Origin of the sequence: Micromonospora sp. II (assembly GCF_001709195.1) — a bacterium.
GTDB lineage: Bacteria > Actinomycetota > Actinomycetes > Mycobacteriales > Micromonosporaceae > Micromonospora > Micromonospora chalcea.
On sequence record NZ_LYXF01000016.1, the window covers coordinates 22,767 to 37,985 of the forward strand.

Annotated in this window: 16 protein-coding genes; 4 read left to right on the plus strand and 12 right to left on the minus strand. The window is 73.8% G+C overall.

Features of this window, described 5'->3' with window-relative positions; all coding sequences use genetic code 11:
* Window positions 1-6: 6 nt before the first annotated feature.
* The 8 genes from A8711_RS09375 to A8711_RS09410 all read right to left on the minus strand — a co-directional run bounded on the left by A8711_RS09375 (window position 7) and on the right by A8711_RS09410 (window position 7,415).
* Window positions 7-1,185, minus strand: a complete 1,179-nt coding sequence (locus A8711_RS09375; RefSeq protein ID WP_069087975.1) for an acyltransferase — start codon at window positions 1,183-1,185, stop codon at window positions 7-9.
* 150 nt (window positions 1,186-1,335) lie between these two features.
* Entirely contained in the window at window positions 1,336-2,232 is an 897-nt protein-coding gene (gene era / locus A8711_RS09380; RefSeq protein ID WP_043329016.1) for a GTPase Era, read from the minus strand.
* Window positions 2,229-2,615: a hypothetical protein gene (locus tag A8711_RS09385; protein ID WP_030503128.1), complete on the minus strand. Its 387-nt coding sequence runs from the start codon at window positions 2,613-2,615 to the stop codon at window positions 2,229-2,231. The genes era and A8711_RS09385 overlap by 4 nt, the downstream gene beginning before the upstream one ends.
* The gene (locus A8711_RS09390) at window positions 2,608-4,017 is read right to left on the minus strand and encodes a hemolysin family protein (RefSeq protein WP_176722779.1); all 1,410 of its coding nucleotides are present in this window, start codon (window positions 4,015-4,017) and stop codon (window positions 2,608-2,610) included. The genes A8711_RS09385 and A8711_RS09390 overlap by 8 nt, the downstream gene beginning before the upstream one ends.
* Window positions 3,993-4,466 (minus strand): rRNA maturation RNase YbeY, encoded by a 474-nt coding sequence (ybeY, locus tag A8711_RS09395; protein ID WP_030503126.1) that lies wholly within the window; start codon window positions 4,464-4,466, stop codon window positions 3,993-3,995. Before ybeY ends, A8711_RS09390 begins: the two co-directional genes overlap by 25 nt.
* Window positions 4,467-4,504: 38 nt before the next feature.
* Window positions 4,505-5,563, minus strand: coding sequence for a PhoH family protein (locus A8711_RS09400; RefSeq protein ID WP_030503125.1), 1,059 nt, complete (start codon window positions 5,561-5,563; stop codon window positions 4,505-4,507).
* A gap of 134 nt (window positions 5,564-5,697) precedes the next feature.
* Window positions 5,698-7,074 carry a serine hydrolase gene (locus A8711_RS09405; RefSeq protein ID WP_069087977.1) on the minus strand — a complete coding sequence of 459 codons (1,377 nt, stop codon included), beginning with the start codon at window positions 7,072-7,074 and terminating at the stop codon, window positions 5,698-5,700.
* Window positions 7,071-7,415: a histidine triad nucleotide-binding protein gene (locus A8711_RS09410; RefSeq protein WP_013475524.1), complete on the minus strand. Its 345-nt coding sequence runs from the start codon at window positions 7,413-7,415 to the stop codon at window positions 7,071-7,073. Before A8711_RS09410 ends, A8711_RS09405 begins: the two co-directional genes overlap by 4 nt.
* A gap of 93 nt (window positions 7,416-7,508) precedes the next feature.
* Between A8711_RS09410 and A8711_RS09415 the strand changes: the two genes are divergently transcribed.
* Entirely contained in the window at window positions 7,509-8,270 is a 762-nt protein-coding gene (locus A8711_RS09415) for an SDR family NAD(P)-dependent oxidoreductase (RefSeq protein ID WP_069087978.1), read from the plus strand.
* A gap of 15 nt (window positions 8,271-8,285) precedes the next feature.
* On the opposite strand, the gene A8711_RS09420 is transcribed toward A8711_RS09415, so the two are convergent.
* The 3 genes from A8711_RS09420 to hrcA form a co-directional block, all read right to left on the minus strand.
* On the minus strand, window positions 8,286-9,020 hold the full coding sequence (locus tag A8711_RS09420) for a 16S rRNA (uracil(1498)-N(3))-methyltransferase (RefSeq protein ID WP_064448691.1): 735 nt from the start codon (window positions 9,018-9,020) through the stop codon (window positions 8,286-8,288).
* A 1-nt stretch (window position 9,021) separates the two neighbouring features.
* Window positions 9,022-10,167, minus strand: a complete 1,146-nt coding sequence (dnaJ, locus tag A8711_RS09425; RefSeq protein WP_176722776.1) for a molecular chaperone DnaJ — start codon at window positions 10,165-10,167, stop codon at window positions 9,022-9,024.
* A 73-nt stretch (window positions 10,168-10,240) separates the two neighbouring features.
* Window positions 10,241-11,263: a heat-inducible transcriptional repressor HrcA gene (hrcA, locus tag A8711_RS09430; protein ID WP_030503120.1), complete on the minus strand. Its 1,023-nt coding sequence runs from the start codon at window positions 11,261-11,263 to the stop codon at window positions 10,241-10,243.
* 233 nt (window positions 11,264-11,496) lie between these two features.
* Here hrcA and A8711_RS31415 point away from each other — a divergent pair, with 233 nt between their 5' ends.
* On the plus strand, window positions 11,497-12,141 hold the full coding sequence (locus A8711_RS31415; RefSeq protein WP_082931180.1) for a DUF4870 domain-containing protein: 645 nt from the start codon (window positions 11,497-11,499) through the stop codon (window positions 12,139-12,141).
* A 39-nt stretch (window positions 12,142-12,180) separates the two neighbouring features.
* On the opposite strand, the gene hemW is transcribed toward A8711_RS31415, so the two are convergent.
* Window positions 12,181-13,404, minus strand: a complete 1,224-nt coding sequence (gene hemW / locus A8711_RS09440; RefSeq protein ID WP_176722777.1) for a radical SAM family heme chaperone HemW — start codon at window positions 13,402-13,404, stop codon at window positions 12,181-12,183.
* Between the two features lie 19 nt (window positions 13,405-13,423).
* On the opposite strand from hemW, the gene A8711_RS09445 reads away from it, so the two are divergent.
* Both A8711_RS09445 and A8711_RS09450 read left to right on the plus strand, forming a co-directional pair.
* The gene (locus tag A8711_RS09445; protein ID WP_043331020.1) at window positions 13,424-14,209 is read left to right on the plus strand and encodes an enoyl-CoA hydratase-related protein; all 786 of its coding nucleotides are present in this window, start codon (window positions 13,424-13,426) and stop codon (window positions 14,207-14,209) included.
* A 149-nt stretch (window positions 14,210-14,358) separates the two neighbouring features.
* Window positions 14,359-15,219: a hypothetical protein gene (locus tag A8711_RS09450; RefSeq protein ID WP_176722778.1), complete on the plus strand. Its 861-nt coding sequence runs from the start codon at window positions 14,359-14,361 to the stop codon at window positions 15,217-15,219.

The window sequence follows — 15,219 nt, forward strand, 5'->3', positions numbered from 1 at the left end:
GCGCGGTCAGTCGGCGGCCGGGGCGTCCCGCCGGTGGCCGCCCGCGCCCGGCGGCGGGTCGTCCGCCCGGTCCACCGCGCGGCGCGGCGACGGGATCCGGGCGCCGGCGCCCACCAGCCCGTCCTGGGCGCCGGCGGGAGCCGGGCTGGCCGGGGCGGCCGCCGCCCGCTCCGCCACGGTCCGCCGCGGCCTGCCGGGAAGCAGTTCCGGGGTACGCCGGGCGGCCACGTCCTCGACCCAGCCGACCATCAGCGTCACCACGCCGACCAGCGCGAAGACCAGCCCCACCCGCAGCCACAGGCCGACCGGGTCGCGTGGCGACCAGCCGACCAGGCCGACGAGCGGGGTGAGCGCCACCACGAACGGCATGTGCCAGAGGTAGATGGTCAGCGCGCGCCGGTTCACCACCGTCACCGCGCGGCCGAGCGCCGGCACGCGGTCGACCCAGGTCACCCCGGCCGGCGCGCGGCCGATCGCGACCAGGATGAACGCGGCCGACCAGAGCGCGTTTCCGAGCGGGATGTCGTTGATGTCGTACCCGCGCGGGCCGGGATGGGTGAAGATCCAGGCCAGGCCGGCCGCGCCGACGACGGCGGCCACCGGCAGCAGCACCCGGTTGCGCATCCGGCGCAGCAGCCCGTCGTGGTGGGCGAAGCCGAGCAGCCAGGCGCCGAAGTAGAGGCCGAACTCGCGCAGCACCGTCGGCGGGTTCGCCAGGATGCCGGCCTCGATCGCGACCAGGAGCAGGTACGGCGCGGCCAGCGTGGGCAGCGGCGCCCGGCGGAACAGCCACAGCACGAACGGTGAGGCGAGCACGAACCACAGGTAGTCCCGCAGGTACCAGATCGGGCTGAGCGCCAGCCCGCCCCAGTAGTTGGCCGGCGGGTCACTGATCGGGAACAGCCAGAGCAGCACCTTCGGGCCGAACGCCAGCCCGGTGAGCAGCATGGCCGGCACGAAGACGGCGGCGACCACCCACAGCGACGGCAGCAGCYGGCGCAGCCGCCGCCCGACCGCGCCCACCCCGCTGCGGTCCAGCGACGCGGCCATCAGCGACCCGGCCAGGGCGAACATCACCGACATCGCCGGGAACACCAGCGTGAGCGTGGCGTAGCCGGTGACGTGGTACGTGACGACTCGGAGGATGGCCAGGAAGCGCAGCAGGTCCAGATAGCGGTTTCGCATCAGCTCGCGGCGGGGTCCGGGGGCAGAGACAATGGTCCCTACCCTGCTCCCGGACACCTCGAAACAACCACAGACGCCTATGAAAAGTGAGATGTCCCATAGGCCTGACTGATCCTGATCACCCGTCGCCGAGCACGCCCGGCCGAGGGCTCAGAAGCCGAGCTTGCGCAGCTGCTTCGGGTCGCGCTGCCAGTCCTTCGCCACCCGTACGTGCAGGTCGAGGTAGACCCGGGTGCCCAGCAGCTCCTCGATCTGCCGCCGGGCGGTGGTGCCGACGTGCTTGAGGCGGCTGCCCCGGTGGCCGATGACGATGGCCTTCTGGCTCGACCGCTCGACGTACACGTCGGCGTAGATCTTGGTGAGGTTGCCCTCCGGGATCATCTCCTCGACCACCACCGCGATGGAGTGCGGCAGCTCGTCGCGTACGCCCTCCAGCGCCGCCTCGCGGACCAGCTCCGCCACCAGGACCTGCTCCGGGTCGTCGGTGAGCATGTCGTCCGGGTAGAGCTGCGGAGACTCCGGCAGGTAGCCGGTCATCACGTCGACGAGCGTGTCGACCTGGTGCCCGGAGACGGCACTGACCGGCACCACGGCGGCGAACTCGCCCAGCTCGCTGACCGCGAGCAACTGCTCGGCCAGCCGCTTCTTGTCCACCAGGTCGGTCTTCGTCACCACCGCCAGCACGGTGGCCTTCAGGCTCGCCAGCTCGCCGGTGATGAAACGGTCGCCCCGGCCGACCGGCTCGTTCGCCGGCACGCACAGGCCGATCACGTCGACCTCGCTCCACGTCTCCCGGACCAGGTCGTTGAGGCGCTCCCCCAGCAGCGTGCGGGGGCGGTGCAGGCCCGGGGTGTCGACAAGCACGAGCTGCGAGTCCGGCCGGTGCAGCACCGCCCGGATGATGTGCCGGGTGGTCTGCGGCTTGTTCGAGGTGATCGCGATCTTGGTGCCGACGATCGCGTTCGTGAGCGTCGACTTGCCGGCGTTCGGCCGCCCGACGAAACAGGCGAAACCGGCCCGGTAGGGACGCGCCTCAGGCGTGGTCACTCGACCACCGTGCCGAGCACGGCGCCGTCCGGCGCGGCCACGTGGATCGGCGCGTCGGCGGACAGGTCACGCACCGCCGCGTGCCCCGCCCCGTCCAGCGTCGACGCCTCGGTCACCACCACAGCGGCCTCCAGCCGGCTCGCGCCCGCCGCCACCGCCGAAGCGACAGCCAGCTGGAGCGCGGTGAGCGTCAACGACGGCAGCGCCACGCTCGCCGCCGCGTACGTCCGGCCGTCCTGGTCGCGGACCGCGGCGCCCTCCACTGCCGCCACCCGGCCCCGCGCGCCCCGGGCCAGCACGACGAGCTTGGCGTCCTCGGCGCTCAGCTCGGCCGGATCAGCCGGGGTGGGCAGGGCGGCGGGCACGGCGGGTGTTTCAGGCATCGGCGGATTGCCTCTCCTCGGAACGGTTGTTGTCGCCACGGGAATCGGGCGGGTCGTTTCGGTTCGCGCCCTCCGGCGCGTCGCCCCGGTCGACGCGGCTCACCAGAACCGTGTCGATCCGGTTGCGCCGGCCGGTGGTGCCCTCGGCCATCAGCCGCAGGCCGGCCACCTCGGCCTCGGCGCCCGGGATGGGCACCCGGCCGAGCGCCTGCGCCAGCAGGCCACCGACCGTCTCCACCTCGTCGGTGGGCAGCTCGGTGTCGAACAGCTCGCCCAGATTCTCCACCGGCAGCCGCGCGGTCACCCGCACGGCCCCGTCCGGCAGATGCTCGACCGGCGGGCGCTCGACATCGTACTCGTCGGTGATCTCCCCGACGATCTCCTCCAGGATGTCCTCGATGGTGACCAGCCCACCGGTGCCGCCGTACTCGTCGACCACGATGACCAGGTGGTTGCGGGCCGCCTGCATCTCCGAGAGCAGGTCGTCCACCGGCTTGGACTCCGGCACGAACGTGGCCGGGCGCATCAGCTCGGCCACCGGCATCTGCCGGGCGCCCTGGTCGCCCTGCACCCGCCGGATCAGGTCCTTGAGGTAGAGCACGCCGAGCACGTCGTCGACGTTCTCGCCGATCACCGGGATGCGGCTGAACCCGGAGCGCAGGAACAACGCCAGCGCCTGGGCGAGCGTCTTGCGCTCCTCGATCCACACCATCTCGGTACGCGGCACCATCACCTCGCGCGCGATGGTGTCGCCGAGCGCGAAGACCGAGTGGATCATCTGGCGCTCGCCGTGCTCCACCACGCCGCGCTGCTCGGCCAGGTCGACCAGCTCCCGCAGCTCCACCTGGGTCGCGAACGGCCCCTCGCGGAAGCCCTTGCCCGGGGTGACCGCGTTGCCGATCAGGATCAGCAGCGACGCCAGCGGGTTGAGCGCGCGGCCCAGCCAGCGCACCAGCGGCGCGACCGCCCGGCCGACCGCGTACGCGTGCTGGCGGCCGATCGTRCGCGGCCCGACCCCGACCACCACGAAGCTCACCACCGTCATCGCGCCGGCGGTCACCAGCGCCGCCCGCCAGCCCGCGCCGAACGTGTCCACAGCCACCAGCGCGACCAGCGTGGTGGCGGTCAGCTCGGCCAGCAGCCGCAGCAGGAGCAGCAGGTTCAGATGGCGGACCACGTCACCGGCGACCACCTGCAGGGCCCGCCCGCCGCGCGCCCCGTCCCGGGTCAGCTCCGCGGCGCGGGCCGGGGAGACCGCTGCGAGCGCCGCCTCGGTCATCGCGATCAGGCCGGCGAGGACCACCAGCCCGGCGGCGAAGACCAGGAGTTGAAGATCGGGCAGGCCGGCGGGCGCGCGGACCGCCGCCAAGGTGTCCATCACCGCGACCGGGTCGACCGCCAGCTGGCCAGCAGCCGGGCCTGGAGACCGAACATCTCCCGCTCCTCCTCGGGCTCGGCGTGGTCGTAGCCGAGCAGGTGCAGCACGCCGTGCACGGTGAGCAGGTGCAGCTCGTCGGCCGCCGAGTGCCCGGCCACGGCGGCCTGCTTGGCCGCCACCTCCGGACAGAGCACGATGTCGCCGAGCAGGGCCGGCTCACCGCCGGCCGGGGCGCTCTCGCCCGGGCCGTGGTCGACGCTGCCCTCGTCCATGGGGAAGGCGAGCACGTCGGTCGGGCCGTCGCCGCCCATCCAGCGGTGGTTCAGCTCCGACATGTACTCGATGTCGACGAGCAGCACGGACAGCTCGGCGAGGGGGTTGACCCCCATCTCGTCGAGGGCGTGCCGCGCGACGGCGAGCACGGCGTCGGTGTCGACCTCGACACCCGACTCGTTGGCGATCTCGATGGACAACTGTCTTCCTCTGATGGTGTGACGGCTTGCGCCGGTGGTCAGCGGCGCCGGCCGGCCCGGCCGCCCTGGGCGGTCCGCCCGGGTACGGCGTGCACGCTCTGGGCCTGCTGGTTCTCCCGCTCGGCGTCCCAGCGGGCGTACGCGTCGACGATCTCACCCACCAGCTTGTGGCGGACCACGTCGGAGCTGGAGAGCTGGGCGAAGTGCACGTCCTCGACGTTGTTCAGGATCTCCCGGACCACGCGCAGGCCGCTGGTCGTCCCGCCGGGAAGGTCCACCTGGGTGACGTCACCGGTGACGACGATCTTGGAGCCGAAGCCGAGCCGGGTGAGGAACATCTTCATCTGCTCGGGCGTGGTGTTCTGCGCCTCGTCCAGGATGATGAACGCGTCATTAAGCGTGCGGCCCCTCATGTATGCCAGCGGCGCGACCTCGATCGTGCCGGCGGCCATCAGCTTCGGGATGGTCTCCGGGTCGAGCATGTCGTGCAGCGCGTCGTAGAGCGGGCGCAGGTAGGGGTCGATCTTCTCGTTCAGGGTGCCGGGCAGGAAGCCCAGCCGTTCCCCCGCCTCGACCGCCGGGCGGGTCAGGATGATCCGGTTGACCTGCTTGGCCTGCAGCGCCTGCACTGCCTTCGCCATCGCGAGGTAGGTCTTGCCGGTACCGGCCGGGCCGATCCCGAAGACGATGGTGTGCGCGTCGATCGCGTCGACGTACTTCTTCTGCCCGAGCGTCTTGGGACGGATGGTGCGGCCGCGCCGGGAGAGGATGTTGAGCGTCAGAACCTCGGCGGGCCGCTCGGCGCCGCCCTGCTCGAGCATGCCGACGGTACGCCGTACCGCGTCTGTGGTCAGGGTCTCGCCTTTCTCGATCAGTTCGAGCAGCTCACTGAAGAGACGCTCGGCGAGGGCGTTGTCGGCGGGCGCGCCGGTGATGGTGATCTCGTTGCCGCGCACGTGGACGTCGCTGTTGACCGAACGCTCGACGAGTCGCAGGATCTCGTCGCCCGCGCCGAGCAGGTTCACCATGATCTTCTGGTCTCCGACCGTGATCCTGGTCTGCACGCGCGGCGTGCCGGGAGGTGGGGTGCCGGTCATAGGTCGGGCCGTCGGGCCCTGCGCCACCTGCTCTCCGCTTCTCTGTGCCGGGCCCTGCTGGCGCGGCGTACGGTTACCTCCCATCGTATCGGGTCGGCACCGCGCACACCGCGCCCATTTCCGGCGCTCGGCGATCAGTCACCGGCGCGGAAGTCGTACCCGTCGAAGGTCTCCTGGCGGCGGGTGAAGCGGTAGGTCGCCCAGTGCATCCGGACCACCACGCCGTGCTCGTCGCGCGTGAGCCGCAGCAGCTCCCCCACCTCGCGGCCGGAGACCGTGCGGAACACGTCCGGCCGGTCCGGCAGCGGCGCGAACACCGCCGGCGGCTTCCCGGCCGGGTCGTCCGCGCCCCGGGCCCGCAGCGTCCCGTCGTGCCAGGAGAAGACGTACTCGAAACCCTCGCCCCACCAGCGGCCCAGCATGCCGCGCAGGTGCGCCGGCGCGGGCGGGCCGGGACGCCACGGCTCGATCTCCGCCGGGTCGTGCTCGGCGGCGGCGGCGAGCAGCCGGTGCGCCAGGTCGAACACCTCCACGCCGGCGCCGGACGAGCCGAGCACCGCGGCGCCCATCGCCCCGGCGGTGCCCTGCCCGCCGCGCCGCCCGTAGACGGCGGCGAGGAATCCGGGCATCGCGCCGTCGTGCCCCACGTGGGTCACCCGCTCGGGCTGCGGCACCAGGATCAGCCCGAGGCCGAAGCCGGCCGTCCAGACCGACTCGTCGGTGGTGGTGAGCGGCCAGCGCATCTCCTCGACGGTGGCCGCGGCGAGCACCGCGCCGTCCGGGTCGAGCGCCGCCGGGTCGGCCAGGAAGGCGGCCCAGCGGGCCATGTCCGGCGCGGTGCTCCAGAGCTGGGCTGCGGGGGCCACCGCGCCGAAGTCGGCCGGTGGCTCCGGGTGGGCCTCGTCGGAGTACGCGTCGACCAGGAACCCGGTCGCGGCACGCTCGGTCGGGGCCGGGCCGGTGGCGGTCAGCCCGAGCGGGACGAGGACCCGGTCGGCCAGCACCTCGGCCCAGGTCCCGCCGCGCAGCCGGGCCACCATCTCGCCCAGGAGGGCCATGCCGAGGTTGGAGTAGTGGAAGCGCCGCCCGGTGGGCAGCACCCGCTCGACCCGGGCCAGATCGGCCAGCAGCTCCTCCACGGCCGGGGCGCGCAGGCTGTCCCACACGTCGCCGTGGGGCTCGCGTTGCAGGCCGGCGGTGTGCGACAGCAGCCGGCGTACGGTCAGCTCGCCGTGCGCCGGCAGGTCGAGGTGCCGCCCGACCGGGTCGTCCAGGTCGAGCAGGCCCTCGTCGCGGCACTGCATGACGAGTACCGCGGTGAACGTCTTGGTGACCGAGCCGATCCGGAACACCGTCTCCGGCCCCAGCGGGGTGTCGTTGCCGGTGTCGCCCACGGCGCAGGTCCAGAGCGGCCGGTCGGCGCGGTGCAGGGCGGCCGACACCGCCGGGATCCGCCCGGTGGCCTGCGCCTGGCGCACCATCCGGCCGAGCCGGTCGGACACGTCGGTCATCGGCAGAGCATCGGGCCGAGCGGCGCGCCGCCGAGCAGGTGGGCGTGCACGTGGAAGACCTCCTGGCCGCCGTACGGGCCGGTGTTGAACATCAGCCGGAACCCGTCCACGGTCAGGCCCTCCTCCTCGGCCACCACGGCGGCGGTCTGGAGCACCTCCCCGGCCAGTTCGGGCGCGCCCTGGGCCAGCGTGGCCACGTCGGCGTAGTGCTCCTTCGGGATCACCAGCACGTGCGTGGGCGCCTTCGGGTCGATGTCCCGGAAGGCCAGGGTGGTGGCGGTCTCGCGGACGATGGTGGCGGGAATCTCCCCGGCGACGATCCGGCAGAAGAGGCAGTCCATCGCAGCAGTGTAAGGAGGGGCCCCCGCTTAACGCCTCCGGCATGGGAAGGGGCCCTTCTTAACACCCCGGGCCGGTGCGGCAGGATGGCCGCCATGGCGGGACGGGCGGTGCTGGTGACGGGGGCCTCGCGGGGCATCGGGCGGGCGGTGGCGCGAGCGTTCGCCGCAGGTGGGGACCGGGTGGCGATCCACCACCGGGACTCCGCCGAGCTGGCGGAGCGGCTGCGCGCCGAGCTGCCCGGCGACGGGCACGTGGTGGTACGCGCCGACCTGGCCGACCCCGACGCGGTACGCGCCATGGTGGACGAGGCGGCCCAGCGGCTCGGCGGTCTCGACGTGCTGGTGAACAACGCGGGCGTGTTCGGGCCGGCCGATCCCCCGCACCCGGTCTTCGAGAGCAGCTACGAGCAGTGGCGGGCGCGGTGGCGGGAGGTGCTCGACACCAACCTGGTCGGCGCGGCGAACGCGGCCTGGTGCGCCGCGCAGCACATGCGCGACAGTGGGGGCCGGATCGTCAACGTCTCGTCCCGGGGCGCGTTCCGGGGCGAGCCGGCCAACCCGGCGTACGGCGCCAGCAAGGCCGGGATGAACGCGATGGCCCAGTCGCTGGCGGTGGCCCTGGCGCCGTACGGCATCGGGGTGGCCTGCGTGGCGCCCGGCTTCGTCGAGACGGACATGACCAACGAGCACCTGAAGGCAGAGCGGGGCGAGGCGGTACGCGCGCAGTCCCCGTTCCACCGGGTGGCGCGTCCGGAGGAGATCGCGGCGGCGGTGCACTGGCTGGCGAGCCCCGAGGCCGAGTGGGCCTCAGGAACGATCATCGACCTGAACGGCGCTTCCTACCTCCGCTCCTGACCCACCCCCTCCCCGCTACCAGTGGGTCAGGCGGGTGGCCAGGACTGTCAGGGCGGCCACGCCTGCTGTGGACGTACGCAGCACCGACGGGCCCAGGCGGACCGTGCGGGCGCCCGCCTCGGCGAACGTGGCCAGCTCGTGGTCGGCGATGCCGCCCTCCGGGCCGACCACCAGGACGATCTCCCCGGCCGTCGGCAGGTCGACTGTGGTCAGCCGGTCCTGCGCGCCCTCGTGCAGCACGAACGCGGCGGCCGCGCCGGCGATCCGGCGGGCCACCGTGGCGGTGGACTCGTCCGGGGCGCCGGCCACCACCGGCAGCCACGGGCGGCGGGCCTGCTTGGCCGCCTCCCGGGCGGTGGCCACCCACTTCTGCCGGGCCCGTACGCCCCGGTCGCCGCGCCACTGCGCCACCGAGCGGGACGCCGCCCACGGCACGATCTCGTCCACCCCGACCTCGGTCATCGCCTGCACGGCGAGTTCACCCCGGTCGCCCTTGGCGATGCCCTGCACCACGACGAGCCGCGGGACGGGCGCGTCCGCGTACCCCCGGCTGGTGACGCGCAGGTCGAGCGTGCCCCGGCCGACGGCGGTGACCACCGCGGCGGCGGTGCCGCCCCGGCCGTCGGCGAGCAGCAGCTCCTCGCCGGCCCGCAGCCGCTGCACGGTGGCCGCGTGGTGGCCCTCCGGGCCGTCCAGCGTCAGCGTGTCACCGGTGGGCAGCGCCTCGACCAGGAACAGCGGGGCGGACACCTCAGGCGTGCCCGTTGAAGGCGTCGCGCATCCGGGAGAAGAAGCCGCCCTGCTTGGTCAGCTCGGCGACCTCCTCGCCGCGGGTCTTGGCGAAGTCGCGCAGCATCCGCTCCTGGTCGGCGTCGAGCTTGGTCGGGGTACGCACGTCCAGGTGCACGTAGAGGTCACCCCGGCCGGTGCCGCGCAGGTGCGGTACGCCCCGGGCGCGCAGCCGCAGCGTGCTGCCGGGCTGGGTGCCGGGCTTGACGTCGACGGTCTCCTCGCTGTCCAGCGTCTTGATGGTCAGCCGGGTGCCGAGCGCGGCGGCGGTCATCGGCACCGTCACCCGGCAGTGCAGGTCGTCGCCCTTGCGGGAGTAGACGTCGTGCGGCCGCTCGTGGATCTCCACGTAGAGGTCGCCGGCGGTGCCGCCGCCCGGGCCGACCTCGCCCTGCTGGGCCAGGCGGATCCGCATGCCGTCCTCGACGCCGGCCGGGATCTTGACGGTCAGCGAGCGGCGGGTACGCACCCGGCCCTCACCGGCGCAGGTCGGGCAGGCATGCGGGATGGTGGTGCCGTAGCCCTGGCAGACGGTGCACGGCCGGGCGGAGACCACCTGGCCGAGGAACGTGCGCTGCACCGACTGCACCTCGCCCCGGCCGGCGCACGCCTCGCAGGTGGCCAGGTGGGTGCCGGCTGCGGTGCCGGCGCCGGAGCAGGTGGTGCAGAGCACCGCGGTGTCGACGGTGATCGGCGCCTCGACGCCGAACGCGGTCTCGTTGAGGTCCAGTTCCAGGCGCAGGATCGCGTCCGCGCCGGGCCGGGTGCGCGGCCGGGGTCCCCGGCTGCCGCCCGCCGCGCCGCCGAAGAACGCGTCCATGATGTCCTGGAAACCGACGAACGGACCGGCGCCGCCGGGCCCGCCCGGGCCGCCCATGCCACCGCCGCCGGGGGCGAGCGGGTCGCCGCCGAGGTCGACGATCTGCCGTTTCCGGTCGTCCGAGAGGACCTCGTACGCGGCGTTGATGTCCTTGAACTTCTCCTGGGCCTCCGGGTCCGGATTGACGTCCGGGTGGTACTGCCGCGCCAGCTTGCGGTAGGCGCGCTTGATCTCGTCGTCGGAGGCTTCCCGGCTCACGCCGAGAATGCCGTAGTAGTCCCTGGCCACTGCGTTAGGTGTCCTCATGTTCGTCTCGCGTCGCTCCGGTCGTCGGCCGCAACCGGCCGTCGGCCCTGACTGGTCAGTTCTGGGCCAGCAGTTCGCCCACGTAGCGTGCCACGGCCCTCACCATGGCGATATTGCCGGGGTAGTCCATCCGGGTCGGCCCGAGCACGCCGAGCCCACCGACGATGGTGCTGCCCGGTCCGTAGCCGGTGCTGACCACCGAGGCGGCCCGCAGGTTGTCGAACTCGTTCTCGTCGCCGATCAGCACGCGGGTGGTGCTCGGCTCGGTCTCGCCGATCAGTTTGAGCAGCACTACCTCTTCTTCGAGCGCCTCCAGGATCGGCCGCAGCGAGCCCTGGAAGTCGAGCAGGCCGCCCCGGGTGAGGTTGGCCTGGCCGGCCAGCGCGAGGCGCTCCTCGTGCCGTTCCACGAGCGTCTCCAGCAGCACCGTGGACAGCGTGGTCATGGCCGGGCGCAGGTGCGGCGCGGACTCGTCCACCAGGGCCTGCACCAGCGGCGGCGTCTCGGAGAGCTGGCTGCCGACGAGCTTCTCGTTCACCAGCCGGCGCAGGTCGGTCACGTCGTCGGCGGGAACCGGGGCGGGCAGCTCGACGAGTCGCTGCTCGACCCGGCCGGTGTCGGCGATCATGACGACCATCAGCCGGGTGGTGGAGATCGGCACGAGTTCCAGGTGACGCACCTTGGACCGGGCCAGGCTCGGGTACTGCACCACGGCGACCTGCCGGGTGAGCTGGGCGAGCAGCCGGACCGTGCGGTGCACCACGTCGTCCAGGTCGACCGCGCCGACCAGGAAGCGCTCGATGGCGCGGCGCTCGGCGGGGCTGAGCGGCTTGACCCGGGAGAGCCGGTCCACGAAGAGGCGGTAGCCGCGGTCGGTGGGCACCCGGCCGGCGCTGGTGTGCGGCTGCCGGATGTAGCCCTCCTCCTCCAGCACCGCCATGTCGTTGCGCACCGTCGCCGGGGAGACGCCGAGCTGGTGCCGCTCGACCAGGGCCTTGCTGCCCACCGGCTCCTGCGTGGCGACGTAGTCCTCGACGATCGCGCGCAGCACGGCGAGTTTGCGGTCGTCGAGACCCATGTCCCCACCTCCTGACACACCTCGGCCGGGCCGGCACGCGGCATCCGCCGGGCGGCTGGCACTCGACTGTAGCGAGTGCCAGTCTACGTCGGCACCCCCACCGACGCGATGATCGCCTGACGGACCTGCGGTGCGGCCCACCACACCGCGCGGCACGCCAGGGCCGAACAGCCGGTCACGCTCGGTCTGTGTCGCCCTGGTGCGACTTGCCCGCTGGCCCTACCGTGACCTCCATGACTGAACCTCCTCGCCCTCCCGGAGCAGGGGACTCCGGCCCCCAGCCCGACCCGTCGGCGCCCTACGGCTCCGGCGAGCCGCCCACCGCTCCACTGTCCGGCGCGCCGGGCGCGGGCGGGTATCCCCCGCCCGGTGACTATCCGCCCCCGGGCGGCTACCCGCCCCCCGGTGCCCAGCCTCCGCCGGGCGGCTACCCGCCCCCTGGTGGTTACCCCCCGCCGGCCGGCGCGCCGGGCTACGGCGCCGGTGGCGGCTATCCCGGCGGTGGCGGCTACGGCCCGGCCGGGTACGCCAACAACGACGAGAAGACCTGGGCCCTGGTGGCGCACTTCGGTGGCGCCGCGGGCGTCATCATCGGTGGCGGTCTGCTCGGCTGGGTCGCCCCGCTGATCGCGATGATGACCCGCGGCCAGCAGTCGCCGACCGTACGCGCCCACGCGGTCGCGGCGCTGAACTTCCAGATCACCTGGACCATCGCCAGCGTCCTCGCCTGGGTGATCACGGTCATCACCTGCGGGATCCTGTTCTTCGTCCCGATGCTGGTCTGGCTGGTGCCGCTGATCTTCGGGATCATCGGCGGGGTCAAGGCCAACGAGGGTGTGCTCTACCGCTACCCGATGACCTACAACTTCGTGAAGTGACACCGCCGGCCGGCCGAGGGGGCGGCCGGCCGGCGCCGGTCACGGCAGCAGGTCGCGTACCACCGCGTCGGCCAGCAGCCGTCCGCGCAGCGTCAGCACCACAAGCCCCCGCGCGTACGCCCCGGCGTCGAGCAGCCCGGCGTCCCGGGCCCGCTCGGCGCCCGCCCGGCCGGGCTCGTCCAGCACGTCCAGCGGCAGCCCGGAGGCGAGCCGCACCCGCAGCATCACGTCCTCCATGTGCTGCTCGTCCGCGCTGAGCACCTCCCGGGCCAGTGCCGGCGAGGCGCCCTCGGCCAGCCGCGCCGCGTACGCGCTCGGGTGCTTGACGTTCCACCAGCGCACGCCGCCGACGTGGCTGTGCGCCCCCGGGCCCAGGCCCCACCAGTCGGCGCCGGTCCAGTAGAGCAGGTTGTGCCGGCACGCCGCCGCCGCCGAGCGGGCCCAGTTCGACACCTCGTACCAGGAGAAGCCGGCCGCGCCGAGCGCCGCCTCCGCGGCCAGGTAGCGGTCCGCCGCCACGTCGTCGGAGGGGTACGGCAGCTCGCCCCGGCGCATCCGCGCGGCCAGCCGGGTGCCGTCCTCCACGATCAGGGCGTACGCGCTGACGTGGTCCACCCCGGCGTCGACCACCTGGGCCAGCGAGGCAGCGAAGTCGTCTGCCGTCTCGCCCGGCGTGCCGTAGATCAGGTCCAGGTTCACGTGCTCGAACCCGGCGTCGCGCGCCTCCAGCGCGGCGGCGGTGGCCCGGCCCGCGCTGTGCCGCCGGTCCAGCACCGCGAGCACCCCGGGCGCGGCGGACTGCATGCCCAGCGAGATCCGGGTGTAGCCGGCCGCCCGCAGCGTCTTGAGCGACTCCGGGGTCACCGACTCCGGGTTGGCCTCGGTGGTCACCTCCGCGTCGGCGGCCAGCCCCCAGACGCGGTCGATGCCGTCGAGGATCCGGGCCAGGTCGTCGGCGGGCAGCAGGGTCGGCGTGCCGCCGCCGACGAAGACGGTGTCGACCCGCTGCGGCGGCGAGTCGCCCAGCACCCGGGCGGCCAGCGCCAGCTCGGCCAGCACCGAGTCGGCGTACGTCTCCCGGCTCGCCCCGCCGCCCAGCTCGGAGGCGGTGTACGTGTTGAAGTCGCAGTAACCGCACCGGCTGGCGCAGAACGGCACGTGGACGTACACGCCGAAGCCGCGCGCGCCGACGGCGCGACGGGCGGTGGCGGGCAGCGATCCGTCGCGCGGGACGGGTTCGCCTTCTGGAAGGACGCCGGGCATGGCCACTAGTGTGCCCGGCATGACCTCTCCGGACGCTCTCGTGCGAGTCGCCACGGCCCGTGGGGTGACCACCCTCACCCTGGACAGCCCGCACAACCGCAACGCGCTCTCCACGCCCCTGATGACCCAGCTGCTGGCCGGGCTGGCCGACGCGGTCGCCGACGACGCGGTACGCGCGATCGTGCTCGACCACACCGGCCCGGTCTTCTGCTCCGGCGCCGACCTGAAGGAGACCGCCGCCGCGTACGCCAGTGGCACGGTGCCCGCCGGGATGCTCGGCGACGTGCTGGTGGCGGTGCGGGAGTGCCCGAAGCCGGTGGTCGCGAAGGTCGCCGGGCCGGCCCGGGCCGGTGGGCTGGGCCTGATCGCCGCCGCCGACCTGGCGGTCTGCGCGCAGGAGGCGACGTTCGCGTTCACCGAGGTGCGGATCGGGGTGATCCCGGCGGTGATCTCGGCGACCGTGCTGCCCCGGCTGGACCAGCGGGCCGCCGCCGAGCTGTACCTGACCGGCGACACGTTCGACGGCCGCCGCGCCGCCGAGGTCGGCCTGGTCACCGCCGCGGTGCCGGCCGGCGAGCTGGACGCCGCCGTCGAGCGCTACTGCGCCTCGCTGGTCAGGGGCGCGCCGGGGGCGCTGGCCGGGGCGAAGGAGCTGCTGCGCCGGCCCGCCGCGACGGACCTGCGGGCCGAGATCGCCGAGTTGGCGGCGCTGTCCACCGGGTACTTCCTCTCCGACGAAGGGCGTGAGGGCGTCATGGCGTTCCGGGAGAAGCGTCCCGCCGCCTGGGTGCCCGCCGGAGACTGAGGTACGCGGCGGGGCCCGGCTGGTCACCTTCGGTGGTGGCGGGCCCCGCCCGGCGGCACGGCGCCGGTCACGTGGTGGCGGGACGGCCACTCGGCCGAGACGCGGCGGCGCGGGGCCGACGTACGCTTGGCGGACTGTCGGGACAGGGGGTGCGGGTGCGGACGCGAGCGGCGATCGTGGCATCTGGTGTTGCGGTGTGCGTACTGGCGCTGCTCGCGGTCTATGCCGTGACCAAGCAGTTCGGCGAGCACCTGCGGCTCCCCCTGGCCAGCCGGACCTGCACGGTGCAGGCCGACGGCGAGGTGGTGCTCGGCGCCGACCAGATGGCGAACGCGGCGACCATCGCGGCCATCGGCATGCAGCGCCGGATGCCCGAGCGGGCGGTGGTGGTGGCGCTGGCGACCGCGTACCAGGAGTCGCACCTGCGCAACATCGCGCACGGCGACCGCGACTCGCTCGGCCTGTTCCAGCAGCGCCCGAGCCAGGGCTGGGGCACCCCGGAGCAGGTCCAGGACCCGCGGTACGCGGCGAACAAGTTCTACGCCGCGCTGAAGAAGGTCAAGGGCTGGGAGCGGATGCGGGTCACCGACGCCGCCCAGCGGGTGCAGCGGTCGGCCTTCCCCGAGGCGTACGAGAAGTGGGCCGACGAGTCGGAGGTCCTGACCCGCGCGTTGCTCGGCCACGCGACCGGCGCGGTGGCCTGCACGGTGAGTTCGCCGCCGACGATGCGCGGGCCGGCCGCCGCCAGCGCCGTGCTGGAGAGCCTGTCGCTGGACTGGGGGCTGCCCCGGCTGGCCACGGCGACGGACCTGACCGCGCTCACCGTGCCGGCGGGCGACGACCGCAACGGCTGGCGGTACGCGCACTGGCTGGTCTCGCACGCCGACGACCACGGCGTGAAGAAGGTCCGCTTCGGCAACCTGGAGTGGACCGCCGAGCAGGGCTCCTGGGCCCGGGTGAAGGGCGACCCGGCCACCGAGGTACGCGCCGAGGTGTTCGCCGCGGCCTGA

Bases quoted from the DNA above. Each gene is read 5' to 3' on its own strand.
- A8711_RS09385 (WP_030503128.1), bottom strand. From the start codon at position 2,615: ATGCCTGAAACACCCGCCGTGCCCGCCGCCCTGCCCACCCCGGCTGAT.
- A8711_RS09400 (WP_030503125.1), bottom strand. From the start codon at position 5,563: ATGACCGGCACCCCACCTCCCGGCACGCCGCGCGTGCAGACCAGGATC.
- A8711_RS09405 (WP_069087977.1), bottom strand. From the start codon at position 7,074: ATGACCGACGTGTCCGACCGGCTCGGCCGGATGGTGCGCCAGGCGCAG.
- A8711_RS09410 (WP_013475524.1), bottom strand. From the start codon at position 7,415: ATGGACTGCCTCTTCTGCCGGATCGTCGCCGGGGAGATTCCCGCCACC.
- A8711_RS09415 (WP_069087978.1), top strand. From the start codon at position 7,509: ATGGCGGGACGGGCGGTGCTGGTGACGGGGGCCTCGCGGGGCATCGGG.
- hrcA (WP_030503120.1), bottom strand. From the start codon at position 11,263: ATGGGTCTCGACGACCGCAAACTCGCCGTGCTGCGCGCGATCGTCGAG.
- A8711_RS31415 (WP_082931180.1), top strand. From the start codon at position 11,497: ATGACTGAACCTCCTCGCCCTCCCGGAGCAGGGGACTCCGGCCCCCAG.
- hemW (WP_176722777.1), bottom strand. From the start codon at position 13,404: ATGCCCGGCGTCCTTCCAGAAGGCGAACCCGTCCCGCGCGACGGATCG.
- A8711_RS09445 (WP_043331020.1), top strand. From the start codon at position 13,424: ATGACCTCTCCGGACGCTCTCGTGCGAGTCGCCACGGCCCGTGGGGTG.